At 61.4% G+C, this 23,273-nt stretch carries 28 protein-coding genes, 2 tRNA genes and 1 pseudogene; 20 read left to right on the top strand and 11 right to left on the bottom strand.

Annotation, left to right across the window (positions count from 1 at the left end):
- Nucleotides 1–8: 8 nt before the first annotated feature.
- The 7 genes from DQG18_RS13900 to DQG18_RS13875 all read right to left on the bottom strand — a co-directional run bounded on the left by DQG18_RS13900 (nucleotide 9) and on the right by DQG18_RS13875 (nucleotide 5,395).
- Entirely contained in the window at nucleotides 9–269 is a 261-nt protein-coding gene (locus DQG18_RS13900; protein WP_116654853.1) for a hypothetical protein, read from the bottom strand.
- Nucleotides 270–1,167: 898 nt separating this feature from the next.
- Nucleotides 1,168–2,100 (bottom strand): toprim domain-containing protein, encoded by a 933-nt coding sequence (locus DQG18_RS13895; RefSeq protein WP_157970182.1) that lies wholly within the window; start codon nucleotides 2,098–2,100, stop codon nucleotides 1,168–1,170.
- Nucleotides 2,097–3,695, bottom strand: a complete 1,599-nt coding sequence (locus tag DQG18_RS13890) for a DEAD/DEAH box helicase (RefSeq protein ID WP_198669777.1) — start codon at nucleotides 3,693–3,695, stop codon at nucleotides 2,097–2,099. Before DQG18_RS13890 ends, DQG18_RS13895 begins: the two co-directional genes overlap by 4 nt.
- Nucleotides 3,692–4,018, bottom strand: a complete 327-nt coding sequence (locus DQG18_RS13885) for a hypothetical protein (RefSeq protein WP_116654851.1) — start codon at nucleotides 4,016–4,018, stop codon at nucleotides 3,692–3,694. Before DQG18_RS13885 ends, DQG18_RS13890 begins: the two co-directional genes overlap by 4 nt.
- On the bottom strand, nucleotides 4,011–4,862 hold the full coding sequence (locus tag DQG18_RS13880; RefSeq protein WP_116654850.1) for a hypothetical protein: 852 nt from the start codon (nucleotides 4,860–4,862) through the stop codon (nucleotides 4,011–4,013). Before DQG18_RS13880 ends, DQG18_RS13885 begins: the two co-directional genes overlap by 8 nt.
- Nucleotides 4,859–5,119, bottom strand: coding sequence for a hypothetical protein (locus DQG18_RS16210; protein WP_157970181.1), 261 nt, complete (start codon nucleotides 5,117–5,119; stop codon nucleotides 4,859–4,861). The genes DQG18_RS13880 and DQG18_RS16210 overlap by 4 nt, the downstream gene beginning before the upstream one ends.
- Nucleotides 5,120–5,185: 66 nt before the next feature.
- The gene (locus DQG18_RS13875) at nucleotides 5,186–5,395 is read right to left on the bottom strand and encodes a helix-turn-helix domain-containing protein (protein ID WP_116654849.1); all 210 of its coding nucleotides are present in this window, start codon (nucleotides 5,393–5,395) and stop codon (nucleotides 5,186–5,188) included.
- Between the two features lie 117 nt (nucleotides 5,396–5,512).
- On the opposite strand from DQG18_RS13875, the gene DQG18_RS13870 reads away from it, so the two are divergent.
- The 14 genes and pseudogenes from DQG18_RS13870 (at nucleotide 5,513) to DQG18_RS13820 (ending at nucleotide 10,917) form a co-directional block, all read left to right on the top strand.
- The gene (locus DQG18_RS13870; protein ID WP_116654848.1) at nucleotides 5,513–6,226 is read left to right on the top strand and encodes an XRE family transcriptional regulator; all 714 of its coding nucleotides are present in this window, start codon (nucleotides 5,513–5,515) and stop codon (nucleotides 6,224–6,226) included.
- Nucleotides 6,227–6,311: 85 nt separating this feature from the next.
- Nucleotides 6,312–7,139 (top strand): ORF6N domain-containing protein, encoded by an 828-nt coding sequence (locus DQG18_RS13865; RefSeq protein ID WP_157970180.1) that lies wholly within the window; start codon nucleotides 6,312–6,314, stop codon nucleotides 7,137–7,139.
- Between the two features lie 65 nt (nucleotides 7,140–7,204).
- Nucleotides 7,205–7,465: a hypothetical protein gene (locus DQG18_RS13860; RefSeq protein ID WP_116654846.1), complete on the top strand. Its 261-nt coding sequence runs from the start codon at nucleotides 7,205–7,207 to the stop codon at nucleotides 7,463–7,465.
- Nucleotides 7,462–7,746, top strand: a complete 285-nt coding sequence (locus DQG18_RS13855; RefSeq protein WP_116654845.1) for a hypothetical protein — start codon at nucleotides 7,462–7,464, stop codon at nucleotides 7,744–7,746. The genes DQG18_RS13860 and DQG18_RS13855 overlap by 4 nt, the downstream gene beginning before the upstream one ends.
- Nucleotides 7,730–8,014, top strand: coding sequence for a hypothetical protein (locus DQG18_RS13850; RefSeq protein ID WP_157970179.1), 285 nt, complete (start codon nucleotides 7,730–7,732; stop codon nucleotides 8,012–8,014). Before DQG18_RS13855 ends, DQG18_RS13850 begins: the two co-directional genes overlap by 17 nt.
- Entirely contained in the window at nucleotides 8,011–8,172 is a 162-nt protein-coding gene (locus DQG18_RS16205; protein WP_157970178.1) for a hypothetical protein, read from the top strand. The genes DQG18_RS13850 and DQG18_RS16205 overlap by 4 nt, the downstream gene beginning before the upstream one ends.
- A complete protein-coding gene (locus DQG18_RS13845; protein WP_116654843.1) occupies nucleotides 8,169–8,417 on the top strand; it encodes a hypothetical protein in 249 nt (82 codons plus the stop codon). Before DQG18_RS16205 ends, DQG18_RS13845 begins: the two co-directional genes overlap by 4 nt.
- Nucleotides 8,414–8,725, top strand: a complete 312-nt coding sequence (locus tag DQG18_RS13840; RefSeq protein ID WP_116654842.1) for a hypothetical protein — start codon at nucleotides 8,414–8,416, stop codon at nucleotides 8,723–8,725. The genes DQG18_RS13845 and DQG18_RS13840 overlap by 4 nt, the downstream gene beginning before the upstream one ends.
- Nucleotides 8,722–9,186 (top strand): hypothetical protein, encoded by a 465-nt coding sequence (locus tag DQG18_RS13835; protein WP_116654841.1) that lies wholly within the window; start codon nucleotides 8,722–8,724, stop codon nucleotides 9,184–9,186. Before DQG18_RS13840 ends, DQG18_RS13835 begins: the two co-directional genes overlap by 4 nt.
- Nucleotides 9,183–9,467 (top strand): hypothetical protein, encoded by a 285-nt coding sequence (locus DQG18_RS13830; RefSeq protein WP_116654840.1) that lies wholly within the window; start codon nucleotides 9,183–9,185, stop codon nucleotides 9,465–9,467. Before DQG18_RS13835 ends, DQG18_RS13830 begins: the two co-directional genes overlap by 4 nt.
- The gene (locus DQG18_RS16200) at nucleotides 9,464–9,601 is read left to right on the top strand and encodes a hypothetical protein (protein ID WP_157970177.1); all 138 of its coding nucleotides are present in this window, start codon (nucleotides 9,464–9,466) and stop codon (nucleotides 9,599–9,601) included. Before DQG18_RS13830 ends, DQG18_RS16200 begins: the two co-directional genes overlap by 4 nt.
- Entirely contained in the window at nucleotides 9,598–9,774 is a 177-nt protein-coding gene (locus DQG18_RS16195) for a hypothetical protein (RefSeq protein ID WP_157970176.1), read from the top strand. The genes DQG18_RS16200 and DQG18_RS16195 overlap by 4 nt, the downstream gene beginning before the upstream one ends.
- Nucleotides 9,767–9,907: pseudogene (locus tag DQG18_RS16765) on the top strand (excisionase family DNA-binding protein); the annotation flags it as partial. The gene DQG18_RS16195 and the pseudogene DQG18_RS16765, both read left to right, overlap by 8 nt.
- Nucleotides 9,908–9,927: 20 nt before the next feature.
- Nucleotides 9,928–10,917 carry a tyrosine-type recombinase/integrase gene (locus DQG18_RS13820; protein ID WP_116654838.1) on the top strand — a complete coding sequence of 330 codons (990 nt, stop codon included), beginning with the start codon at nucleotides 9,928–9,930 and terminating at the stop codon, nucleotides 10,915–10,917.
- 83 nt (nucleotides 10,918–11,000) lie between these two features.
- On the opposite strand, the gene DQG18_RS13815 is transcribed toward DQG18_RS13820, so the two are convergent.
- The 3 genes from DQG18_RS13815 to cpdR all read right to left on the bottom strand — a co-directional run bounded on the left by DQG18_RS13815 (nucleotide 11,001) and on the right by cpdR (nucleotide 11,693).
- Nucleotides 11,001–11,075, bottom strand: a tRNA-Val gene (locus DQG18_RS13815).
- Between the two features lie 56 nt (nucleotides 11,076–11,131).
- Nucleotides 11,132–11,206, bottom strand: a tRNA-Val gene (locus DQG18_RS13810).
- 127 nt (nucleotides 11,207–11,333) lie between these two features.
- Nucleotides 11,334–11,693 carry a cell cycle two-component system response regulator CpdR gene (gene cpdR / locus DQG18_RS13805; protein WP_116654910.1) on the bottom strand — a complete coding sequence of 120 codons (360 nt, stop codon included), beginning with the start codon at nucleotides 11,691–11,693 and terminating at the stop codon, nucleotides 11,334–11,336.
- A gap of 231 nt (nucleotides 11,694–11,924) precedes the next feature.
- Between cpdR and DQG18_RS13800 the strand changes: the two genes are divergently transcribed.
- Together DQG18_RS13800 and hisN are read left to right on the top strand one after the other, a co-directional pair.
- Entirely contained in the window at nucleotides 11,925–12,803 is an 879-nt protein-coding gene (locus tag DQG18_RS13800; protein WP_245958467.1) for an N-formylglutamate amidohydrolase, read from the top strand.
- Between the two features lie 308 nt (nucleotides 12,804–13,111).
- Entirely contained in the window at nucleotides 13,112–13,933 is an 822-nt protein-coding gene (gene hisN / locus DQG18_RS13795) for a histidinol-phosphatase (RefSeq protein ID WP_116654836.1), read from the top strand.
- A 69-nt stretch (nucleotides 13,934–14,002) separates the two neighbouring features.
- Here hisN and DQG18_RS13790 read toward each other — a convergent pair whose 3' ends face one another.
- Nucleotides 14,003–14,977 carry an alpha/beta fold hydrolase gene (locus DQG18_RS13790; RefSeq protein ID WP_116654835.1) on the bottom strand — a complete coding sequence of 325 codons (975 nt, stop codon included), beginning with the start codon at nucleotides 14,975–14,977 and terminating at the stop codon, nucleotides 14,003–14,005.
- Nucleotides 14,978–15,488: 511 nt separating this feature from the next.
- Here DQG18_RS13790 and DQG18_RS13785 point away from each other — a divergent pair.
- From DQG18_RS13785 to DQG18_RS13770, 4 genes are all read left to right on the top strand, one after another.
- Complete coding sequence (locus DQG18_RS13785) at nucleotides 15,489–15,947, top strand: Hsp20 family protein (protein ID WP_116654834.1); 459 nt, start codon at nucleotides 15,489–15,491, stop codon at nucleotides 15,945–15,947.
- Between the two features lie 115 nt (nucleotides 15,948–16,062).
- Entirely contained in the window at nucleotides 16,063–16,545 is a 483-nt protein-coding gene (dps, locus tag DQG18_RS13780) for a DNA starvation/stationary phase protection protein Dps (RefSeq protein WP_198669779.1), read from the top strand.
- Between the two features lie 559 nt (nucleotides 16,546–17,104).
- Nucleotides 17,105–21,808, top strand: coding sequence for a glutamate synthase large subunit (gltB, locus tag DQG18_RS13775; RefSeq protein ID WP_245958466.1), 4,704 nt, complete (start codon nucleotides 17,105–17,107; stop codon nucleotides 21,806–21,808).
- A gap of 9 nt (nucleotides 21,809–21,817) precedes the next feature.
- Nucleotides 21,818–23,242 carry a glutamate synthase subunit beta gene (locus tag DQG18_RS13770; protein WP_116654832.1) on the top strand — a complete coding sequence of 475 codons (1,425 nt, stop codon included), beginning with the start codon at nucleotides 21,818–21,820 and terminating at the stop codon, nucleotides 23,240–23,242.
- Nucleotides 23,243–23,273 lie beyond the last annotated feature (31 nt).

Genomic DNA, 23,273 nt, shown 5'->3' with positions numbered 1-23,273 from the left:
GTACCTCCTCAAAATTCCATCAATGTCTCGGGATCGGTCTGCCCCTTGTCGGTGCAAAACCGCCGTCCATATTCCTCGTTGACCTCATCGACGATGATCTGACGGACGGGGTCCTCTGGCGCGAACGCCAGTCGTTCAGCGACGATCTCGGTGAGGTGTCGCACCTCGTCGTCACTCAACTCGTCGAACATCGCGCTCAGACCGTCGATGAACGCCTCGGCCAAGCTCGTTGCCTCGGTGATGAACCTTTCTGATCCTTCGTCTTCCATTGTCTCAGCTCCTTGTTCCGTTCTTCTCTCGGCATCCCTCTGATCGTTCGATTTCCGTTGTCCAAGCTCATTGGAGAGGGTCGGGAAGACACACTACGCCCCGCGAACGGGGCGGGATGTGAAGCGGCAAGCTCATCGGAGCCGGGCCGGTCGTCACAGTCGGATACCATCTGTCCTTGCTTAAGGGCGCGCGGCGGCTGGCCTTACCGCGCATGGATGGCGCTCGCGAGCCGAAGCTCCCAGCGGCGCACTCCCCGTACCATCCGACCGATAGCGGGGCGTGGTGCACGACATTCTCAGCGTGCGTCCAGTGCGGGAACGATCAAAGCGATACCCTCTTGCTGCGCCCGACCGGGGTCCTGCTCCCCCATTATGGTCTTTCACGGATTGCGTCCGCTTCGGCTATCTTGAGCAGCTATGATCGATCCTTTTTGGCGATCGATGTGACGGCGTTCCATTCCGCCCATTTCCCGATGGCAATCCCGCCTGCCATCCCGCTTGAGGAAAGCGCCTGCCTGGCGTGCCGTTTACCGCTTTGCGCGTCACCGGCATTCACGACAGGAGTGAGCGCGCTTAAGGCAAGGGCGCCCCCTTTCTCACGCGGCGGAGCACCTTGTTTGTTGCTCCCCACATGTGACTGGAGGTTCTGCGCTGAAAATGATGTACGGCGGCGTGACAGTCGCGGCAGACCAGTACGAGGTCCATCAACCGCTCTGCCCCGAGGTTCTTGTATGTACGATGGTGAAGCTCCAGCCGCCCCTCGCATCCGCAGCCATGGCAGCGCTTGGGCAGTCGGCTAGACCAATATCGCCTCCGAACGTCTGCCCAATGAGCGCTGTTTAGGTACTCTCCATAGCTCGCGAAACCGAGAGCCCGGAGGCGCGAGTGGAATTCGGACTTACGCACGAATTGCCTCCCGGTTTAGCTTCATGAGCACACGCTGGACGGCAAAGATGCCCTGCTCGACGTGCAGATCGTTGAAGTCAGTTCCCACGTCGGGCGGCATCGCATAGGGCTTGCCAGCCTTGTGCGCGAAATACTCGCCTGCCCCCTTGCCATCGAACTGCTCCGGGCGCGCGGCGGGCGGGGCATCGTTATCGGCAGCAATCAGGCATCGAGCAGGCCGAGGCAGCGCACTCGCCACCTTGGCGATGTTGGATGCCGAGAAGCAGACGAGAACCGTATCGGTCCGATTGAGGCCACGCAGTGCGGTCCGGACAGACAAGGCCGTGGCGTATCCTTCGCACAGCCATATGTCCCGACCGCTGGCGATCCGGTGCGCCGCGCCGCCCATCTCGCCGCCGTAGAGGAATTTCTTGGTGCCATCCTCCCAGATGAGCTGGGCGCTGGTGACCTGCTTGCCGATCCTCGCCGGAATGACGATGGCCTCGGCTGCACCGGACGGCACGAGATAGTCGCCACCGATCCGCGCCGTGTCGCCGGCGGAAATGACCAGCGCCTGTTCATCGCGAAAGCCCTTGCGGGCGAGATAGGCGTGCTGGCCGGGCTTGGCTGCGGCAATGATCTGCCGGGCAAGGTTTGCGGCCCGCTCTGCCCTCTTGCGATCCTCGGCGTCCTGCGCGCGCCGCGCCTGTGCGTAACGCTTGCGATCCTCGACCGTCCGCTCTTTCTTGAGCCAGACGGTTGCCTTGTCGCCTGTTTGCCAGTTGACGGCGGTCACCCGTTCTTCATCAAGGATGATGCGCCCATCGCCCTTGCCGTTCTTTGCCAGCGTGTCGACGGGGATCCATTTACGCAGGGGTTGGCGCCCTCGGGGCGGCACGATGCCGACCGAAGCGCAGGCGCGGACAATGGCGTCATCCATCGTCATGCCGCGCTCCTCCGGTGTGATTTCCGGAACCGGGCGACCTCGCGCTCGATCAGCCCCCATTCGTCCTCTCGGACAGTTTTGGCGTCTCCGAAGGCTTCATAGAGCCCAAAAGGCAAGGTGCTGTCAGGGTAGATTCCGCGCCAGATCGCATAAGCTCTCTTCCGCGCCGCGACCTCGCCCTTCCGGCCATTCGCCAGACAATAAACCACCGCCGCGTTCCATATCCTCCGGGGGTTGTCGAGGCATCCCGCCCGCAACCCTTTTCGAGGGGCAAATGCCTTTGCCGCCGCGTGGTCGAGTTCGATCAGTTCACCTTGTACATACTGAATCTCGCCACGGGCCGGACGCTGCCATCCGCAGGCAGGGCAAGCATCCTGCGCGGGCACCATTTGGGTGCCGCATTCTCCGCAGAAGCGCTCTTTGCGCACCTTCTCGGTTGGCTCTCGAACCTCGGCGTCCTTTTTCTGAGCGGTCGAAAGCGTATCCACCCCATACTCGAACAGCCAAGCCGTGTCGTCAGCGAAGGAAATGCAATTGCCCGAGTGGTCGAGCCAAAGGCCAAACTCCTTGCCCGGATGGATGCGCATAACGCGCCCCATTTCCTGAATGTGGCTCGAAAAACTCTTGCGATAGGGTCGGCACGAGATGCCGCAAAGAACGTCCGGGACGTCAAAGCCCTTTGTCAACACGGCGCATGAGACCAGCCCATCAATGGCACTGTCGGGTTTGCGGAACTCGGCGATCTTGTCGCGCCGGTCGCCGTCATCCTTGTCGAGATAGCTGATCTGCTGGAAATTGAACCCGGCCTCGGCGAACTGGCGACACAGTTCCGCGCCGTGCTTCACCGATGGCGAGAAAACGATGGTTTTGACCGGTCCACCAAACGTCTTGCGTGTCTGCTCAATCCACGTGTCGACCACGTTGCCGATGATCGTGATACCGCGCTGCCCTGCATCTTCTTCCGCATATTCGCCGTCGAATTTCTTCTTGGCGCCGGTCATGTCCGGGCTAACACAGGCCTTAACCCGTAGCGGAGCAAGGAAGCCCTCGGCCAGCAGCTTATTGACGGTGGTGCTGTTGACCAGCCCATCCCAATGATCCGCCATGCCAGCCGTGAAGGGTGTGGCCGTGAGGCCTACAGCTTTGGCTGTCTCCACACGTGCGATCAGGTCGATATTTGCCTTATAGATCGCGTGGCACTCATCCCAAATAATGAGGTGAGGGAGCAAGTCGTCCTGCACTTGAGCGAGACGCATGGCCAACGTCTGCGCTGAAACAATCTGCACCGGCTTGGCATAGTTCGTCAGATAGTGGTCGGCCTGGATAACGCCGTGGTCGATGCCATAGGACGCAAACCGCTCACTGGTCTGATCGATGAGCGCTACACGATCGACAATGAACCAAGCACGCGAACCTTTCCGCTGGGCTTCCTGAACAATTTTCATTGCCATTTCGGTCTTGCCAGCACCGGTCGGGGCCACGAGCACTTGTCGCCGCTTGCCCTCGCGTATCCCGTCGCGCAGTAGCTGCACGGCATGATCCTGATAAGGTCGCAGGTTGATCTCGCGGGACGCGCCACCGAAAAGCATGTTCATTGCGCTGGCCCCGTTTCGCCGCGCACGACGTGGTCAGCCTTGGAGACGAACCACGACCAGTCACACTGGTCCACGCCTTCTGGCTTCGCGCGATAAAGCAGCCGCAGAAACTCAGTCCACGGCTTCGGCAATCCATCGTCGAAAGGTGAGGCGGCACCAGCGTCATGCAGGTGCGGCTCGAGCAACGCGCCGTTATCGGCGAGCCATGCACGTTGCTCGTCGGACAAATTGATCGGGTTGACGATTTTCATGCGCCCGCCATCGAGCACCACGTCCGCGCCCAGCGCCCGCACTTTGGCAAGTATCGTCGCCACGTCAGCCACGGGGCACCTCGCCGGTTTTCCGATCGATCACGATGTCGTCGTTCGCACCGGCCTCAATGGCCTTTTTCTTCCAGTACTCCGCCGAACGAAGGTTTCTGACCTTTTCCTCGCTCTCGCGCTCGACCTGGCGCTGGAGGTTGGCGATCCGCTCGCGCAGCCCCTCGACAACCTCCTCGAACCCACCGCGCTCATATTCAACGACCATGTCGTCGTATTTCGTGAGGGTTTCCCGAAGCTGATCAATTTCAGCCTTCTGGTCCTCATTGATGTTCCGCAGTTCCTCAATCTCGCTCAGAAGAAAGGCAATGCGCTCGGCGTCGTCCTCTTTTGACGAACCGCGTTTGGCTACCGCCTCGACCTTTCGCGCCTCGTACGCCTTCACGTCATCGGAAAGGTCGGTGCGGGCCTCCTCACGCTGGCGGTCGAACTCGGCCTGCTGATCGACCTTTGCGGCCTTTTTGGCTTCGACCACCGCACCGATGGCTTCATTCGGCTGCTCGCCCGCCGCGACCCTCTCCTTAACTGCCTCTAAGGCGACGGGATCGTCCTTGAGAACACGTGCCTCGCGCTTGGAAATGTCCGCCGCGGCGGACAAATCTACGCCGACGCTTTCGAGCGCAGACGTGACCTTTGCCTGATCAATCAACTCATACGCGCGAGACCGACCGATCTCCCACCGCTCCTTGCAGTAGGCCTCGAAGGTCTTGTGGGTGGCGCGATAGAGCTTGCCATCGCGAATTTCTGTCAGCGCCTTGCCGACTTCGATAAAAACCGTGACGCCGCGCGAAATAATGCCTTCGCAGACGGCGAGCCGACCGACCTCTGTTTTGGAAAGACCACTCATAACCGCTCGATCCTCCGCGCATCGCAAAAGGCGTCCAGGGCTCGGCGCAGATAGACCTTCGCGAGAGCGCGGCGGCTGAGCACACCAATGGCGACCGGCCCCTCGAATGGCACTGCGTTGCAGGCCGTAACAAATGAACCGACCGAACGGATGAGGGTTTCAGTGCTCGCCACGCCAGCACGATCGGTTACGTTAACACCGACTGCCGCTCCAAAATCAGGCAAGGCTTCGCCGGTCGCGATTGTGTCGCGTTTCATTTTCTCACCTATGTCTTGGGTCTGGCGCGGTTCTCACTTCGACTGCCCGACCCGGTTAAACTCGTGTCAGGCGGCCTTCTCTGGCGCCACTTCATGCGCGCCGAGCAGCACCTCGATCATCTTTTTGATCGCTCCCCGCGGCACAAGCTCGCCGGTTTCTATCCGATGCACGGTAGACTGGTTACAGCCAATCTCGGCCGCCAGCCGGTATTGCGACCATTTCCGCTCAATTCGCAGGGCCTTCAATCGCTGCGGCACCGAGTTCAAAGTCATCATCTCCGGCCTTTTATTAAATACAATTCGTAGTTTTATGCTTTAAGCATCACGATATGTCAATGCCCTTCGCATCTCAAAGTGTGCTAAACGCATTGCAGGAAGACAAAGGGCCGAAAAATGCAGCAGCACGAACGACTGAAACTCGCCCGCCAGAAGGCCGGATATCGAACAGCAACGGAGGCAGCGAACGCGCTGGGCACATCGGTTCCCACTTACACCGCTCATGAAAACGGCAGTCGCGGCCTTACTGTTCGGACCGCAGAACTGTATTCACGACGATTTAAAGTTCGGACCAGTTGGCTGCTAACAGGAGAGGAGCCGATGCACTACTCCGACTCGCCAGATTACAGGCCGTTGCCGGAAGTCACTGAGGAAGCGTGGGGGAAATACATTCCTGGCGAGCGCTATCGCGGGATAGCCGAAAACTCGGTCGCTGAGATTGACCCTTTCGCCTCAGAGAATTCAAGTGTCGACAATTATGAAGCCGTGGGGACATGGTCCTTTCCTAGCGATTTTTTGACAGGCGTTTTAGGCATTAGGCATGAGGACATTTTTCTGGTGGCACTACCGGATAACTCCATGATGCCCATGCTCCAACTAGGCGATCGTGCCATTGCTGATTCGTCGATAAGGAGATATCGCGGGGACGGGCCCTATGTAATCAGGGACGTTGATGGGAACCTCTATGTGCGGCTACTGACCAAGCTCCTCTACAATCGAGAAGAGGGCGACATGAGCATCGCAACCCTCAACCCCGGCGAGGCCTACTTTGTCCACGCGCAAAAGATTGATATCGCCGGCAAAGTGATCGGAAAGGTTGGAGCGATCTAGCAACATCAAATTTTCTACAAATTGCATTGACATCTAAAATGCTTTGCGCATTAATGCATCCAGCGTCATCACGTTGGAGGCCGATATGCCGTCCCTTCCCATCGTCGCCATCGCAGGCACGGAAATCCACCAGATCACCTATAAGGGTGAGCCTGTCGTCACGTTCGGAATGGTGGATGAAGTCCATCAGCGGGCGGATGGTACAGCGAGCCGCAACTTTCGCGAAAACCGCCAGCGCTTTGTCGAGGGCGAAGATTTCATCGAACTCACATCCGACGAAATACGTCGCATGTCGGATGCGGGGGCGTTCCCCGCACGTACCGCTCGTGGAACTATTCTCACGCGCCGGGGCTATCTCAAGCTCGTGAAGCCGATGAACGATGACCGGGCATGGGAAGTCCAAGGCGAAATGATCGACCGGTACTTTCTGGTCGAGCAGATTGCCGAAGCTGTCACCAGCCGCCCGCGCATCAGTTCCGATCTCCGCGAGACGCGTCAAACGTTCCTTGAAGCCGCCCGCATCGCCAAGATCGCGGGGCTCACCGGTAACGCGGCGATCCTTTCCGCCGCTGACGCCACCAAGCGCCTGCTCGGTACTGATCCGCTCGAAATCGTCGGACGCACTCACCTGCCCGCACCGACCAACGACGCAATGGTCAACCCGACTATGATCGGCAAGGAACTCGGCGTCTCCGCCCACATGGTGAACATTCACCTTGAGGCTTGCGGCTATCAGGACGTGTTCCGCGACGACAAGAACAAGCTCATCTATCAGCCCACCGCCAAAGGCTCCGAAGCGGGCGGGCGGCTTGTCGACACCGGTAAGAAGAGCGGCGGGCGCATGGTCCAGCAGCTTCTCTGGCCGACCAGCATCATCGAGCGCCTGCGCGCCGAAGCATTCACACCTGCCTGAAACGATAGCGGCTCGGGCAGGCTGCCACCTGTCCCGAGCCTTCAACCAAGAACTTGGAGGTTCACATGGTTTCCAAAAAGAATAACCCACAATCCGCGCCGATTCCAGATGGCGGCGTAAGGTCAAAAGCGAAAGCGGCCGATCACGTCAACCGGGCCAAGGCCATCGCCACCACCGTCTGGCACGCCATGCAGAACAGCGGCGAACTGACCGAAAACGATATCGGGGCGTTGGCCGACACCCTCTATGAGGCCATCCTCCGGCTGGCGGAGGCTGAAAAGGACCTCAACGTCTACCACGTCCCGCTGATCGGAGAAGTGGCATGAAGACGGGACGCGAATTGGCCGATCTCATGGCCCAAGCGGATAATGCCGCACTCAACGTTGATGCCCTGATCCGTCTGATTGAGGAAACAGCATGGAGCATGGTGAACCACATTACGGATGGTCACGTCTGCACCGTTGATGACAATGCCCGTATGTCGGCGCTGCACACTGCGGCACTGATGGCTCGCCAAGACTTTGCGGTCATTCAGCAAGCCGTTTCCGAAGGCGCGCAATTCATCACGATAAAGGCGTCGGGAGGGCAGCATGATGAAGCGGCGTGACCCTCTCAAATCTCTGTCGGTGGCTGAGCCTTTCGACGGGATGACCGACTTCGATGATGTTCTTGCCAATGCTCGCGACCAGCTTCGCGTCATCGCCGCTATCATTGAGTCCGCCGAGCGGTATCACGACACCTATGGCACGAACCCCGACGATGAAGGCTCTGTCCTCGTGGTGGCTGCACGCAGGCGGGTTCGCGACCTGCTCGATGATTGCGACCTCGTGCTCGAACGTCTTGATCGTGAAAGCGGGGAAAAGGCAGCGTCATGACCCGCCAACAGATCGAAAACGAGATCGAGCGGCTTATCGCGCTGCTCGATCAGATGGACGGCGATCCGGATTTCGAGATCGAGACCGACTTCGACGTCAATCCCATCAGCCTTGATTACGACCGGCGCCCAGCGCGCCAGATCAGGAGGGCAGCATGAACCCGTTCCTCGCCAACTCGAATATCCGCGACGTTGCCGGTAACGTTCGTCACGAACTCTACGTCCTCAGCGCCCTTCTGTTGTCTCTCGAAATCTGCTCCGACAGCAAATTCGAGAACTGCGCTGAGGAGGCGGCGTCTCTGATCGCCGCTGCTCGGGAGCGGCTCGGGCAATTGCTCATCCACGCTGATGACACGGCAAAGGGTCGGTCATGGCGCGCAAGGGCGGAAGGGGGTGAGGCATGATCGCCCTCGCCATCAAAGCCCGCGCCTTGCTCGACGCGGTGGATTTCGACAACAACGGCAAAATGGTCGCTGGCGTCTACCGTGGCGGCAACGGCGGGCTGATTTCCCGAGAGACGATCATCGCCGCCGACGAGTTGCGCAAGGTTCTGGAATCTGGCGACTACTCGCCGTCCTTCGACGGGTCGAACTCCGAGCAGATGGCCTTGGCGGTCGATTTCTGTGCCGAGATCAACCGGGCGAGCGGGGTCACGCCCGAAGGGCTGCTCGACATGACCAAGCGGCTCTATGAGGCGGGAGGGCGGATATGAGCACCACCCCTGACACCCCTAATGCCGGGGCTGACGGCCTGAAATCCACCGATTTGGCCACCACCCCTCACTTCGACCCGATGGAGCTGGAGATCATCCCCGGTCGCAGGGTTAAGGACCTCAAGTCCCGAGAGGAATGTGCCGTCGCCCTGACCCAGATCGACATGCAGATCGAGGGTATCCTTGCCCAGATCAGCAAGGCGGAGGCCGATCCAGACAGCACCCTCAACAAGCCCGGCTGGCGCTCAAAGGCACAAGCCGCAATCCGGTGGAAGAAAAGGACCCGCGCGGCGGTGAACCGGTTGGCCTCGCACCTGCCCCACCCCGCCGGTGACGCTCGTAAGACACGGGCGCAAATCGTGCTCGACACCTTCGCCCAAGAGCATGGGCAAGCCGAGTTCGACCGCATCTATGAACTGGCGCGAGAAAGGCATCCCGAAGCATGGGAGGGGCAGCTATGAACCGGCATGACGATATTCCGGAGGACGTGTCAGCCACCGCACGTGCGAGCGCCAGTAAATGCCGCTCCGCCATTTTCCATCTTACCGAAAAGTCTGCGGGGGTTTGGGCGGAAGGCGGCGTGATAGAGGCAATGAACGAAGCTTTCGCCCGGGCCATTCTGGCTGAGCGGCAGCGGTGCGCTGACATAGCGGAGACCGCCGCGATCAATGACGAGGGCGAATACTGGATCGCTGCCCGTATCGCCGAGGGCATCCGCACGGGTGTGGAGGTGCAACCATGATGGCCTTCCTCGAATTCACGTTCCAGAGCTTCTGGCACTTCGCTGGCGTGCTGATGCTGATCTATCTGCCGTGCTGGGCAGCGGTTGCCATCGTCACGGTCATAGGCCGCTCGGTCGAGGGGATCGGGAGATGAGGCTGTCGTGGACCACCGCCTGCGTACTGGTGGCCTATCAGTGCGCGTTGTGGGCGAGCGAAATTCAGCCCCAGCACCTGTTCGCACCCGAGTTCATCTGGGCTTGGTGGATAAGCGCGTTCTTCTGGACGCTGACCGCCATCAGGACAGCGGCGGGGTGGTACGATGACTGAGCGCGACGACCGCCCATTTACCACTGAAACACTCGCTGAACGCTGGGACTGCTCACAGCAGCACATTCGTGATTTGATAGCTGCGGGTCGCCTGTCTGCCTTCCGGGTCGGCAGGCTGATCCGAATCCCAGCAACAGTAGTGAGGGACTTTGAATGTCCGAACTCAGAATCAAGCTCTACCGGGGCACATGGTACGCCGTGTGGAACGACCCCGGCGGCGCCACCCAGAGGCGTTCCCTTCGTACCAAGGATCGTGAGGAAGCCGAGCGACGCCTGATCGACCTGCAAGTCGATATGGCCGCGCCTCCCGGCTCCCTCGTTGGCGAGATCGTTGATGCGTACCTGACCGAGAAAGACGGTCGCATCACTGATCACGCGCGCCTGAAATACGGATGGGATCGAGCCAAGGGGCACTTCGGCCACCTCAGGCCCGACCAGATCACCCGCGAGACCTGCCGAGAATATATCGACCAGCGCAGGCAACAGGGTGAGCGGGCGCGTGGAAAGCCGATCGGCGATGGGACGATCCTCAAGGAACTGAACATCGTCCGCCAGGCTCTCAACTGGCACGGCACCCAAGGAGCCGTATTCGAGGCTCCTAGCCAACCACCACCGCGAGATCGGCATCTGACGCGGAAGGAGTTTGCAAAGCTCCTCGATGCGTGCAGCGCGCCGCATATCCGGCTCTATATGGTGCTGGCGCTTTCCACCGCTGGCCGCAAGTCGGCTATCCTGCAGTTAACGTGGGATCGAGTGGATTTCGAGCGGGAGCAAATCCGGCTCGGCGTCGTCGGGGAGCGGAACCGAAAGGGACGCGCCCTCGTGCCAATGACCGACCGGCTCAAGGCTGAACTGCTCGAGGCCAAGGCGTTGGCGATCACCCCGTATGTGATCGAATATGCCGGTGAGAGAGTGCTGAACATCAAGAAGGGATTCGCGGCAGCGGTTAAACGTGCCGGCCTCGACGATGTGACGCCTCACGACCTACGCCATAGCGCGGCGGTTTGGATGGCCGAGCAAGGCATACCGATGGACGAAATTGCGCAATTTCTGGGCCACACCGACCCTCGGATCACGTATCGCGTATATGCTCGATACTCCCCGAAATATCTCAAGAAGGCGGCTTCCGCCCTCGAATTCTGACCCTTCTGGTTCAATTGAACCAAGGTTCACTGTCTGCCACCCCTTGAAGCAAAAATTAAAATCAACAATTTCAAGGGCTTAAGTGGTGGGAGTAACTGGGATTGAACCAGTGACCCCTGCCGTGTGAAGGCAGTGCTCTCCCGCTGAGCTATACTCCCGTCAGACGGCGTTGCGTCTGGTCATCCTGCCTTTGGGAAAGGGCAGGGAGAGAGAATGGTGGGCGTAACTGGGATTGAACCAGTGACCCCTACGATGTCAACGTAGTGCTCTCCCGCTGAGCTATACGCCCATCTCTCATTTGCAAGCGCTGCGTCAGCAGCCCCTGCGAGGGCGATACACCACAAAACCATCGCCCTGGTCAATAGGATAAGTCGGCCGATGCGATCGATCAAGGGCGCGGGTGGAAAACCGGCCCGTCAGGCGGCCAGCAGACGCTCGACTTCCCCCACCAGTTCCCTCAAGTGGAACGGCTTGGAAAGCACCGAGGCGCCCTTGGGCGCTTCGCTGTCGGGATTGAGCGCGACGGCGGCAAAGCCGGTAATGAACATCACCTTCAGATCGGGGTCGAGTTCGGTGGCGCGGCGGGCAAGCTCGATCCCGTCCATCTCGGGCATCACGATATCCGAGAGCAGAAGCGTGAACGGTTCCTCGCGCAGCCGCTCATAGGCCGAGCGGCCATTATCGTAGGCAACGACCTCGTAGCCGGCGTTCTTGAGCGCGCGGGTGAGAAAGCCGCGCATGTCGTCATCGTCTTCCGCCAGCAGGATTCGGTTCATCATCGTCCAGAATTTCCGCGCATACGCCTCGTTTGGTGATTCGCATGTTTTACAAAAGCGTCTTCGCTGGCAAGCCGGTTGCATTGTCCGGTGGACAAGTGCCGTCCGCCCATGCACAGTTATCGGAAAAAGGGCACCGATTTGCCGGATAGATCATTTTGTTGGTTGCGCTTCCAGACCGGATAAGAGGTGCCCGCCTATTCTGGAAACGCTCCACTCCAGGGAGTTGCCGTGCACTCGGACTTTGAGGACCGGCCCGCATTCGAGACCATCCGCCCGCGCCGCCAGCTTGCGCCTGTCGTGCTCAACTCGCCCCATTCGGGCTCGGACTATCCCGAGCGGTTCTTAAAACTCTCCCGGCTCAATTCCCATACCATCCGGCAGTCCGAGGACGCCTATATCGACGAGATCTTCTCGCGCGCGCCCCGTATGGGCGTGCCTCTGCTCCGCGCCCGCTTTCCGCGCGCCTATCTCGACGTCAACCGCGAGCCTTACGAGCTCGACCCGCGCATGTTCCGCGAGGCGCTGCCCGAGCACTACAACACCACCAGCCCGCGCATCGCGGCGGGGCTGGGCACCATCGCGCGCATCGTTTCGGAAAACCGGCCCATCTACCGCGATCTCCTCTCCCTCGAGGACGCGGCCATGCGCATAGAGGGCATCTACAAGCCCTATCACCGTGCCCTGCAGGGCCTTTTGTCCGACACGCTGTCGCGATTCGGCATCGCGGTGCTGATCGACTGCCACTCCATGCCGCGCCTTTCGCGCAGCAATGACCGCTCGGTCCCCGATGTGGTGCTGGGCGACCGCTATGGCGCCTCCTGCGCCCCGGCCATCGTCGATCTGGTTGAAAACATCTTTGTCGGCGCCGGGTTGAGGGTGGCACGCAACCGGCCCTATGCGGGCGGGCACGCGACCCGTACCTATGGCCGCCCGCGCTACGGCGCCCATGCGCTGCAAATCGAAATCAGCCGCCACCTCTACATGAACGAGGCGACACTGGAAAAGAACGAGGGGTTCGCAGCGCTCAGCCAGGTCGCGAGCCGCCTCGTGGCCGCGCTGATCGATTTCGACGCCGTAAGCCTCGCTCAACCGCAGGCGGCCGAATAGCGGCGACGGCCAAAAAATTCCGGGATCAGGAAAAAGAGTGGGCCGCGCGGAGCGGCCCAAGTCAAGGGAGGAAACGTTGGCAGTTCACGAGGTTTCCTGAACTGGAAAAGAACTACCAAACCATCATGCAATATTGTGCTTGAACCTTTTTCGGGGATGACGCAAGTGCGACCATCGCACCAAGGCCTACAATCCATACCCCCTGTTGCAAAAAAGAATCACTTTCGGAAACCATTTGTTAAACACTATGAACGAGTGGTTTACGGCCCGCGCCATTCGTCCGTTCCTCCCCAAGATTTTGGCAAGCCATGACAAATTCCGCCTCAGCCCTGCCCGCCACCGCCGAGATCGCCGCCACTCTGCGCGCCGCCGCCGACGCGGCCCGCCCGCTCACGCTGGGGCATTTCCGCACGCAATTGGCTGTGGACAACAAGCTGGCCTCAGGCTTTGACCCGGTGACCGCCGCCGACCGGGAAGCGGAAACCGCTATCCGCGCCGTCATCGGGGATCGCTTCCCCGACCACCAGATCGTCGGCGAGGAATGGGACATGAAGGCCACCGGCAGCCCCCTCACCTGGATCATCGATCCGATCGACGGCACCCGCGCCTTCATCTCCGGGGTTCCGGTCTGGGGCACGCTGATCGGCCTCACCCGGAATGGCCGCGCCGTCGCCGGGCTGATGGAGCAGCCCTTTACCGGCGAGACGTGGCTTGCCGCCGGAGGCGAGGCAAGCTTCATTCGCGACGGCACCAGCCAGCCCATCAGGACCAGCGCCGTCACCCGGCTGGCCGCTGCGCGGCTCTCGACCACCACGCCCGAGCTTTTTTCAGAACCCCACCTGGCGGGGTGGAACGCAGTCCGGAAGGCGTCGCTTTTCGTGCGCTACGGGCTCGATTGCTACGCCTATTGCCTTCTGGCTTCGGGCCATCTCGATATCGTCGTCGAAGCGGGCCTCAAGGACGTCGACATCGCCCCGCTGATCCCCATCATCGAGGCTGCGGGCGGCACGATCACCACCTGGGACGGCGGCCGCGCCGAACAGGGCGGCACCTGCGTCGCCGCCGCGACGCCGGAATTGCACGCCGAAGCGATGAAGGTGCTGCGCGAAGCGATGCTGGGCGCGGTCTGAAGCGCCTGGCCCACCCATTTATTCTGTCGTCGCCCACTGGCGACGAAAGGAACATAAGAGCTTCAGGGCTTATTCCGCCTGCTCGGTAATGAACGCATCGAAGGCGGCAAGCACCTGTTCGCGGATGGCGTCGGTTTCCATGAACAATTCGTGCCGCGCGCCGGGTATGATCACGTGGCGTCCGTTGCGCATCCTCAGCCCTAGCATCTCTGTGGCCGCCGTATCCACGACGCGGTCGAGCGCGGCGGCACAGATAAAGACCGGGATCTTGAGGCTGGCGGGAAATTCATCGGCGTTGACCTGCGCCATCGCATCGAGCGATGAGCCAATCCAGCCCAGCGTTGGCGAGGTGACTTCGAGATCGGGGCGCACCGCGAGCACATCGACCGAACGCATGTAGCGCGCCTTGTCGCCCGTCAGCGGGTTGCCGGGAAAACTCGCCTCGCTCTGCGGCTTATCCTGCCGACGCGCCAGAGGCAGGCGCGAAAGCCCGAGAAACCGCAAGGCGCCTACCAGCCGCGCCATGCCATTGAGGCCCAGCGGCAGGCCGGGCAGCGCCACCATGGGCGAGGACAGGAACACCCGGTCGAACATCAGCCGGTCGCGTGCCGCGGCCAGAAGCGCCACGAGCCCCCCGGTCGAATGGCCCACGAGATAATAGGGCGGCGGGCAATCGGGCAGGAGTACGTTTTCGTGAAAGCTCGAAAGATCGAGCCAGTAATCGTCGAAATGTTCGACAAAGCCGTGTTTCCTGTTCGGGATCAGCCTGTCCGAGCCGCCCTGCCCGCGCAGATCGAAGGTTGCGACCGCAAAGCCGCGCTTCTGGAAGTCGGCGATGGTCTCGAAATATTTCTCGATGAATTCGGTCCGCCCCTGGACGATGCAGACCGTTCCCCTGTGCACCGGCCCGGTTCGCGGAAACCGCGCATAGCGGATGCGGACATTGTCGCGCGTTGAAAAATACCCCGCATGCGCGCCCTCGGGCACGGGGTTGGACGGCACGTCGCACAGCGTTGCAGGATCGGCGTCGGCAACAACGGTCATGATGGGCGAATCCCCCGGATGGTCCTTCTAGAGTGTTTCCAGCATAAGTGGATACCACTTATGCGGTTCGGAAACGCGATATAACAAAGACATAGAGCCCCTGTTTTGACTCCATCAAAACAGGGGCTCTAAGAACGATAAGGCCAAACCCCTTTCCAGACCATGAGGGACGCGCAAAAAGGCGAAGGCGCGCCGGCCGGGTGGGGCAGACGCGCCTTCTTTCAGCGAACACCGTTGCGGGGGGCGGTGAACGGGTCCGCTGACGAACACGGGGACCCCCCGCGTTCTTGAAACCGTTCTACCCGAGCCCGCCTGAACCCTTCCCCAGCGCGCCATTCATGCCCCGTTCATCGCCTCGAGGCGCCCCCTTGAACCGTCCCGAACGGGTTCCTATCTCTTTTTTGTCCGCCGGATGATCCGGGGACGCGGGCCGGAAATGTCTCGCCTTTTAAAGGGAGCCCCTCCGGCCAGCACAACTGTGATTCTTGCTTTACGTTCAGGAGAACACAAAATGCAACGTCTTGATTTTACCCCCTTTTATCGCTCGACCGTCGGTTTTGACCGCCTGTTCTCGCGCCTCGACAATCTCGTGGGCGAAGACGCCAAGACCTACCCGCCCTACAATATCGAGCGCACCGGCGATGACACCTATCGCGTTTCGATCGCGGTAGCCGGCTTTTCGACCGGCGATATCTCGATCGAGACCAAGGAGAACAACCTCGTGGTCAAGGGCGCCCGCGCCAACGGGTCCGACGGCAAGGCCCGCGAATTCCTCCATCGCGGCATTGCCGAGCGCGCCTTCGAGTTGCGCTTCCAGCTAGCCGAGTATGTGGAGGTCTCGGGCGCCGCCCTCGAGAACGGCCTGCTTCATATCGAATTGAAGCGCGAGCTTCCTGAATCCAAGCGCCCGCGCCAGATCGAGATCAAGGCCGCATCCGCGCCCACGATCGAAGACAAGACCGTGAACTGATCCGGCCTTAAGCGCCGATAGCAAGGCGCGGCCCCAAAAGCCGCGCCATTTCTTGTCGCGGAACCGTCTTGCTCCATAAAGGTTTGGTGAGTCGGGTATCGCCAGCACTTAAAGGATTTCGACCATGAAGACCCCCTCGATCGCGCTCAAGGCCAACGCCAAGTCCACCGTCATCGACATTCTCAACGCCCGCCTCGCCGACTCCATCGATCTGGCGCTGGTTACAAAGCAAGCCCACTGGAACCTCAAGGGTCCCGACTTCATAGCCATTCACGAAATGCTCGACCCCATGCGCGCATCGCTCGATGAACACGTCGATACGATCGCCGAACGCGTGGCCCAGCTCGACGGCATCGCCATGGGCACCAGCCAGGTCGTCGCCAAACAGACCAAGCTCGCCCCCTACCCCACCGATATCCGCAAGACCATGGACCATCTCGCAGCCCTTGCCGAGCGCTACGCGGCGCTCGCCAATCAGGTGCGCGAGGATATCGACGCGACCGAGGAAGCGGGCGATGCGGACGCCGCCGACATTCTCACAGCCTTTTCGCGCGACCTCGACAAGAATTTGTGGTTCATCAAATCCCATCTCGAATAGGATTTTTCTGCTCGGAAAAGAGCGGATTTCAGGCGGACACCATCACCGGTGCCCGCCTTTTTTCATGTCATTTTTCCTTCCCCCGATGATGCAAAGCCGCTTGATCGAAAAAAAGAAGTGTGCAAATCTCGCAGATAGGGCAGCACTCCTGCCCCATTAAAGGCGGTGCTCCGGTCTCCCCGGCTGTGCCGCGCGCCGGTCAGCCGCCCGCAAGAAACGGCATGGCGAAGGACCGGTGGGACTGACAAGGCAGGCCAGGACCTTTTCGTTCAGCCGGCCGGAGGCGAACGGTTTTCGATTGGCCGGAAAGCAGCGTATACTGCGCTGCGCGCGGCAACGGAACGCGCCTTGCGGGCGGGCAGCGGAAAACGCGGCGGATGCCTTGCGCCCGGACCTGAGCGGCCATTTGGATAGAGCGCCGCTCCATATTGAATTGCCGACCTGCTCACCCGAGCCGTGCCGACGAGGACGACCCGAGCAGGATCATTGTCTCTTCCCGGTGTCCGCGAGGATGGATGCCGGGTGTTTTGGCGAGGAAAAAGAAATGGATGTAATGCAAATGAGTGTCTTACGGGCGGATGCGCGTCTTTCGGGAACGCCTCCGTCCAAACCCGCTATCCCTTCCAGGGGGCTTTACGACCCCCGCAAAGAGCACGATGCCTGCGGCATCGGCATGATCGCCAACATCAAAAACATCAAGAGCCACGAAGTGGTCGAAAAGGGTCTCGAAATCCTCGAGAACCTCGAACATCGCGGCGCCGTGGGCGCCGACCCCCTGATGGGAGACGGGGCCGGACTGCTCGTGCAGATCCCCCACGCTTTTTTCCAGAAAGTCACGGATTTCGCGCTGCCCGAACCGGGCCATTACGCGCCGCTGATGATCTTTTACCCCAACGATCCTTCCCTGCGCGAGCGCTGCGCGGACCTGATGCGCAAAACGCTTGCCGCCGAAGGGCTCGCGGTCATCGGCGAGCGCGTCGTCCCAACCGATAATGCCTGCCTTTCCCAAGGCGTGATCGCCACCCAGCCGATCATCGAGCAGATGTTCGTTGCGCGGTCCCAAGGGCTCGACAGCATCGACGACTTCGAGCGCCGCCTGCTCATCGCCCGCAAGGTGATTTCCAACACCGTCTATGGCGAAATCCCCGAGGTGCAGGACGATAACGGCTTTTACATCGTTTCGATGTCGGCCCGCACCATCGTCTACAAGGGCATGTTCCTTGCCGACCAGTTGGACAGGTTCTATCCCGACCTGCACGATGAAATCTTCGAGAGCGCCATCGCGCTGGTGCATCAGCGTTTTTCGACCAACACCTTCCCGAGCTGGAAGCTCGCCCACCCCTACCGCATGACCATCCACAATGGTGAGATCAACACCATCCGTGGGAACGTCAACTGGATGGCGGCACGGCAGGCTTCGGTCAACTCCAACCTCTTCGGCGCGGAAATCTCCAAACTCTGGCCGATCTCCTATGAGGGCCAGTCCGATACCGCGTGCTTTGACAACGCGCTCGAATTCCTCGTGCGCGGGGGCTATCCGCTGCCCCACGCCGCGATGATGCTCATCCCAGAAGCCTGGGCGGGCAACCCGCTAATGGACGAGGAACGCCGCGCCTTTTACGAATATCACGCCGCCCTCATGGAGCCCTGGGACGGCCCCGCCGCCATGGCGCTGACCGACGGGCGCTATGTTGTGGCAACGCTGGACCGCAACGGATTGCGCCCCGCGCGCTATCTCGTGACCCGCGAGGGCCATGTGGTCCTGGCCTCCGAATCCGGGGTGCTCGATATCCCGGACGAGGACGTCGTCGAGCGCTGGCGGCTCCAGCCGGGACGGATGCTGCTGATCGATCTCGAAGAGGGCCGCATCGTTTCCGACGACGAGATCAAGAAGACGCTGGCGGGCAAGAACCCATACGCCCAATGGCTGGGCCGGACCCAGATCGTCCTCGAGGACCTGCCCGAAACCACCCCCAAGGCCCCCGAGCCCACCGATGCCCTGCTCGACCGCCTGCAGGTCTTCGGCTACACGCAGGAAGACATCAAGCTCCTGATGGCCCCAATGGCGACCACGGGCCAGGAAGCCGTCGGCTCGATGGGCACCGACACCCCGCTTTCGGCACTCTCGGACAAGCCCAAGCTGCTTTATACCTATTTCAAGCAGAATTTCGCGCAGGTCACCAACCCGCCCATCGACCCGATCCGCGAGGAATCGGTGATGAGCCTTGTGTCCTTCATCGGCCCGCGCCCCAATCTTTTCGATCTCGAAGGGCTGTCCACCGTCAAGCGCCTCGAAGTGCGCCAGCCCATTCTCACCAATGAGGATCTCGAAAAAATCCGCGCGCTCGGGGATATGCCCGACAACCAGTTCCACACCGCAACCCTCGACATCACCTACCCGGTGGGGCTCGGGGTCGCGGGCATGGAGCCCGCGCTCGACGAGCTTTGCGCGCGCGCCGAAAGCGCGGTGGGGAACGGGTACAACATCATCATCCTCTCGGACCGTCTGGTCTCGGCGGAACGGCTCGATATCCCCACGCTTCTGGCGCTCTCGGCGGTGCACAACCACCTGATCCGCAAGGGGCTCAGGACCTCGACGGGGCTCGTGGTCGAGACAGGCGAGGCGCGCGAAATCCATCATTTCGCGATGCTCGCCGGATATGGCGCGGAAGCCATCAACCCCTATCTCGCCTTCGAGGTGCTGGCCTCCCGCCATGCCGAGGGCGCATTTCCCGAGGAGGTCGATGCCCAAGAGGTCGTTCACCGCTATATCAAGTCGGTGGGCAAGGGGCTGTTGAAGGTCATGTCCAAGATGGGCATTTCGACCTACCAGTCCTATTGCGGCGCGCAGATTTTCGATGCGGTGGGGCTTTCGAGCCCTTTCGTTGAAAAATACTTCTTCGGTACCGCCACCTCCATCGAGGGCGTGGGCCTGCTCGAAATCGCCGAGGAAAGCCTGCGTCGGCACAAGCTCGCCTTTTCCAACGACATGGTGCTGCGCAAGGCACTCGAAGTGGGCGGAGAATATGGCTACCGCATCCGCGGGGAAGCCCACGCCTGGGAACCCGACATCGTCGCCAACCTCCAGCACGCGGTGCGCGGCAAGGAGATCGACGCCGCGGAAGCGCAGGCGCGCTATAATGCCTTTTCAAAGGCCGCCAATGGCGACAGTGCGCAACGCCTCACTATCCGCTCGCTCTTTACGATCAACCCGCTCGGCCCCGAAATCGACATTTCCGAGGTCGAGCCCGCCGAAGCGATCGTCCGGCGCTTTGCGACCGGGGCCATGAGTTTCGGCTCGATCAGCCGCGAGGCGCACACGACGCTTGCCGTCGCCATGAACAGGATCGGGGGCAAGTCCAACACCGGCGAGGGCGGCGAGGAACCGGACCGGTTCAGGCCCCTTGTCGACGGCTCGACGAACCCCCAGCGGTCCGCCATCAAACAGATCGCCTCGGGCCGGTTTGGCGTCACCGCCGAATATCTGGTCAACGCCGACATGCTCCAGATCAAGGTCGCCCAAGGGGCAAAGCCCGGCGAGGGCGGGCAGCTTCCCGGCCACAAGGTCGATTGGGTGATCGCCAAGACGCGCCACTCGACGCCGGGGGTCGGGCTGATCTCGCCCCCGCCGCACCACGACATCTATTCCATCGAGGATCTTGCCCAGCTCATTTACGACCTCAAGAACGTCAACCCGGAGGCGGACGTTTCGGTCAAGCTCGTCTCGGAAGTGGGCGTGGGCACGGTCGCGGCGGGCGTTGCCAAGGCGCGGGCCGACCACATCACCATTTCCGGCTTCGACGGCGGCACCGGCGCTTCGCCTCTGACCTCATTGAAGCACGCCGGCGGGCCGTGGGAGATCGGGCTGGCCGAAACGCACCAGACGCTGGTTCTCAACCGGCTGCGCTCGCGCGTGGCCTTGCAGGTGGATGGCGGGTTCAAGACGGGCCGTGACGTGCTGATCGGCGCGCTTTTGGGGGCGGATGAATTCGGCTTTGCCACCGCCCCGCTGATCGCGGCGGGCTGCATCATGATGCGCAAATGTCATCTCAACACCTGCCCCGTGGGTGTCGCGACGCAAGACCCCGTGCTGCGCAAGCGCTTCAAGGGCACGCCCGAGCACGTCATCAATTTCTTCTTCTACGTGGCCGAAGAACTGCGCGGCCTGATGGCCGGGATGGGTGCAAGAACGCTCAACGAGCTTGTCGGGCGCGCGGACCTGCTCAACCAGACCCGGCTCGATGACCACTGGAAAGCGCGCGGGCTCGATTTCTCGCGGTTGTTCCATACGCCCCAGCCGGTCGGCGGCGATACCCTCCATCATTCCGAACGCCAGAACCATCATCTCGAAGCGGTGCTGGATCGTGACCTGATCGCCAAGGCGCGCGCCGCCATCGACACGAAGACCCCGGTGCGGATCGAGATGCCGATCCGCTCGCTCAACCGCGCGACCGGCACGATGCTGTCGGGCGAAGTCGCAAAGGCGCACGGCCATGCGGGGCTGGCGGACGACACGATTTCCGTGACCTTCAGGGGCACGGCGGGCCAGAGTTTCGGCGCGTTCCTTGCAAAAGGCATCAGTTTCGATCTTGTCGGGGACGGCAATGACTATGTCGGCAAGGGCCTGTCGGGTGGCCGCATCGTCATCCGTCCGTCCGAAGGATCGGCAACCGTTCCCGGCAATTCGATCATCGTCGGCAACACCGTGCTTTACGGGGCGATCGATGGGGAGTGCTATATCCGGGGCGTAGCGGGCGAACGGTTCGCGGTGCGCAATTCGGGCGCCATCGCGGTGGTCGAGGGCACGGGCGATCACGGCTGCGAATATATGACCGGCGGGCTGGTCGTCGTCATCGGCGGGACGGGTAGGAACTTCGCCGCCGGCATGTCGGGCGGCGTTGCCTATGTGCTCGATGAGGACGGCACGTTCCGCAACCGCTGCAACCTCGCCATGGTCGATCTCGAACCGGTCGAGGAAGAAGAAGAGCTGATGCAAAAGCTCCACCACCATGGCGGCGACCTCGAATGGCATGGCCGGGTCGATATCTCGGGCGACATGACCCGGCACGACGACGAGCGGCTCTACCAGCTCATCTCCAACCACCTGCATTATACCGGCTCGGACCGCGCGAGAACGATCCTCGACGACTGGGAAGAATACCGGCCCAAATTCGTGAAGGTAATGCCCGTCGAATACCGCCGGGCGATGCAGGAAATGGAAGCACGCCGCGCCGGACAGTCCGTCCGCCCGGCTGCCGAATAGGAGGAAGGCATGGGCAAGGTCACAGGTTTTCTCGAAATCGACCGTCAGGAGCAGCGCTACGAGCCCGCTTCGGACCGCATAAGGCACCACCGCGAGTTCACCATTCCGCTCACCGAGCCGGAGATCACAAAGCAAGCGGCGCGCTGCATGGATTGCGGCGTCCCTTATTGCCACGGCGATATGGGGTGCCCGGTGCACAACCAGATCCCCGACTGGAACGATCTGGTTTACAACGACGATTGGGAGGAAGCGGCGCGCAACCTCCATTCGACCAATAATTTCCCCGAATTTACCGGCCGCGTGTGCCCCGCCCCGTGCGAGGAAGCCTGTACGCTCAACCTCGAGGACATGCCTGTCGCCATCAAGACCATCGAGCAGGCCGTCGCCGACAAGGCCATCCGCAACGGATGGATCAGGCCCCAGCCAGCCGAAGTAAAGACGGGAAAGACCATCGCCGTGGTGGGCGCGGGCCCAGCCGGGCTCGCCGCCGCCCAGCAACTGGCGCGCGTCGGCCATGAGGTGCATGTCTATGAACGCGAGCCCAGACCCGGCGGGCTGCTGCGCTATGGCATCCCCGACTTCAAGATGGAAAAACACCACATCGACTTCCGCCAGACCCAGATGGAAGCCGAGGGCGTCGTCTTTCATTTCGGCGAAAATATCGGGGTCTCGCGTCCGCTGTCCGAGCTTCAGAAGAGCCACGACGCCGTGCTGCTGTGCGGCGGCGCGGAGCATCCGCGCCATCCGGGGTGCGCGGGGACGGACCATGCGGGCGTGCACTACGCCATGCCCTATCTCGTCCAGCAGAACCGGCGCAATGGCGGGGAGGCGGTGACGGGCGAACCGATCCTTGCCTCGGGCAAATATGTGGTGGTGATCGGGGGCGGCGACACCGCCTCGGACTGCATCGGCACCGCCTTCCGGCAGGGCGCGGTTTCGGTGACCCAGCTCGATATCCGCCCCCAGCCCCCGGCAAAGGAAGACAAGCTCACCTCGTGGCCCAACTGGGCGATCAAGATGCGCACCTCATCGAGCCAGGCCGAAGGGGCGGTGCGCGAGTTTTCCGCCGGAACGCTCGAGATCGTTGACGATGGCACCGGGCATGTGACGGGGGTCGAATGCGCCCGGGTCGGGCTCTCCCGCCAGCCCATCGAGGGCACCGATTTCGTGCTCAGGGCCGATCTCGTCCTGATGGCCATCGGCTTTGCCCACCCGGTCCATGAAGGGATGCTGGAACAGCTCGGCGCGAAGCTCGACGGGCGCGGCAATCTTTTCGCCGATACCTTCACCTACAGGACCTCGGTCGAAGGCGTTTACGCCGCCGGCGACATGCGGCGCGGCCAGTCGCTGATCGTCTGGGCGATCCGCGAAGGCCGGCAGGCGGCACGGGCCATCGACCTCGATCTGATGGGCGCAACGAGCCTGCCGCGCTGAAAATACGGAGTATTCCCGATCCATAACTGAA

It is taken from the genome of Pelagibacterium sediminicola, assembly GCF_003390885.1.
GTDB classification, from domain to species: Bacteria; Pseudomonadota; Alphaproteobacteria; order Rhizobiales; family Devosiaceae; genus Pelagibacterium; species Pelagibacterium sediminicola.
Note: the sequence above shows the minus strand (reverse complement) of the source record. Positions and strands in the feature narration are given on the sequence as shown.

Coding starts and splice junctions, on each gene's coding strand:
- DQG18_RS13900 (WP_116654853.1), bottom strand. CDS start 269: ATGGAAGACGAAGGATCAGAAAGGTTCATCACCGAGGCAACGAGCTTG.
- DQG18_RS13895 (WP_157970182.1), bottom strand. CDS start 2,100: ATGACGATGGATGACGCCATTGTCCGCGCCTGCGCTTCGGTCGGCATC.
- DQG18_RS13890 (WP_198669777.1), bottom strand. CDS start 3,695: ATGAACATGCTTTTCGGTGGCGCGTCCCGCGAGATCAACCTGCGACCT.
- DQG18_RS13880 (WP_116654850.1), bottom strand. CDS start 4,862: ATGAGTGGTCTTTCCAAAACAGAGGTCGGTCGGCTCGCCGTCTGCGAA.
- DQG18_RS16210 (WP_157970181.1), bottom strand. CDS start 5,119: ATGAAACGCGACACAATCGCGACCGGCGAAGCCTTGCCTGATTTTGGA.
- DQG18_RS13875 (WP_116654849.1), bottom strand. CDS start 5,395: ATGATGACTTTGAACTCGGTGCCGCAGCGATTGAAGGCCCTGCGAATT.
- DQG18_RS13870 (WP_116654848.1), top strand. CDS start 5,513: ATGCAGCAGCACGAACGACTGAAACTCGCCCGCCAGAAGGCCGGATAT.
- DQG18_RS13865 (WP_157970180.1), top strand. CDS start 6,312: ATGCCGTCCCTTCCCATCGTCGCCATCGCAGGCACGGAAATCCACCAG.
- DQG18_RS13860 (WP_116654846.1), top strand. CDS start 7,205: ATGGTTTCCAAAAAGAATAACCCACAATCCGCGCCGATTCCAGATGGC.
- DQG18_RS13855 (WP_116654845.1), top strand. CDS start 7,462: ATGAAGACGGGACGCGAATTGGCCGATCTCATGGCCCAAGCGGATAAT.
- DQG18_RS13850 (WP_157970179.1), top strand. CDS start 7,730: ATGATGAAGCGGCGTGACCCTCTCAAATCTCTGTCGGTGGCTGAGCCT.
- DQG18_RS16205 (WP_157970178.1), top strand. CDS start 8,011: ATGACCCGCCAACAGATCGAAAACGAGATCGAGCGGCTTATCGCGCTG.
- DQG18_RS13845 (WP_116654843.1), top strand. CDS start 8,169: ATGAACCCGTTCCTCGCCAACTCGAATATCCGCGACGTTGCCGGTAAC.
- DQG18_RS13840 (WP_116654842.1), top strand. CDS start 8,414: ATGATCGCCCTCGCCATCAAAGCCCGCGCCTTGCTCGACGCGGTGGAT.
- DQG18_RS13835 (WP_116654841.1), top strand. CDS start 8,722: ATGAGCACCACCCCTGACACCCCTAATGCCGGGGCTGACGGCCTGAAA.
- DQG18_RS13830 (WP_116654840.1), top strand. CDS start 9,183: ATGAACCGGCATGACGATATTCCGGAGGACGTGTCAGCCACCGCACGT.
- DQG18_RS16200 (WP_157970177.1), top strand. CDS start 9,464: ATGATGGCCTTCCTCGAATTCACGTTCCAGAGCTTCTGGCACTTCGCT.
- DQG18_RS16195 (WP_157970176.1), top strand. CDS start 9,598: ATGAGGCTGTCGTGGACCACCGCCTGCGTACTGGTGGCCTATCAGTGC.
- DQG18_RS13820 (WP_116654838.1), top strand. CDS start 9,928: ATGTCCGAACTCAGAATCAAGCTCTACCGGGGCACATGGTACGCCGTG.
- cpdR (WP_116654910.1), bottom strand. CDS start 11,693: ATGAACCGAATCCTGCTGGCGGAAGACGATGACGACATGCGCGGCTTT.
- hisN (WP_116654836.1), top strand. CDS start 13,112: ATGACAAATTCCGCCTCAGCCCTGCCCGCCACCGCCGAGATCGCCGCC.
- DQG18_RS13790 (WP_116654835.1), bottom strand. CDS start 14,977: ATGACCGTTGTTGCCGACGCCGATCCTGCAACGCTGTGCGACGTGCCG.
- DQG18_RS13785 (WP_116654834.1), top strand. CDS start 15,489: ATGCAACGTCTTGATTTTACCCCCTTTTATCGCTCGACCGTCGGTTTT.
- gltB (WP_245958466.1), top strand. CDS start 17,105: ATGAGTGTCTTACGGGCGGATGCGCGTCTTTCGGGAACGCCTCCGTCC.
- DQG18_RS13770 (WP_116654832.1), top strand. CDS start 21,818: ATGGGCAAGGTCACAGGTTTTCTCGAAATCGACCGTCAGGAGCAGCGC.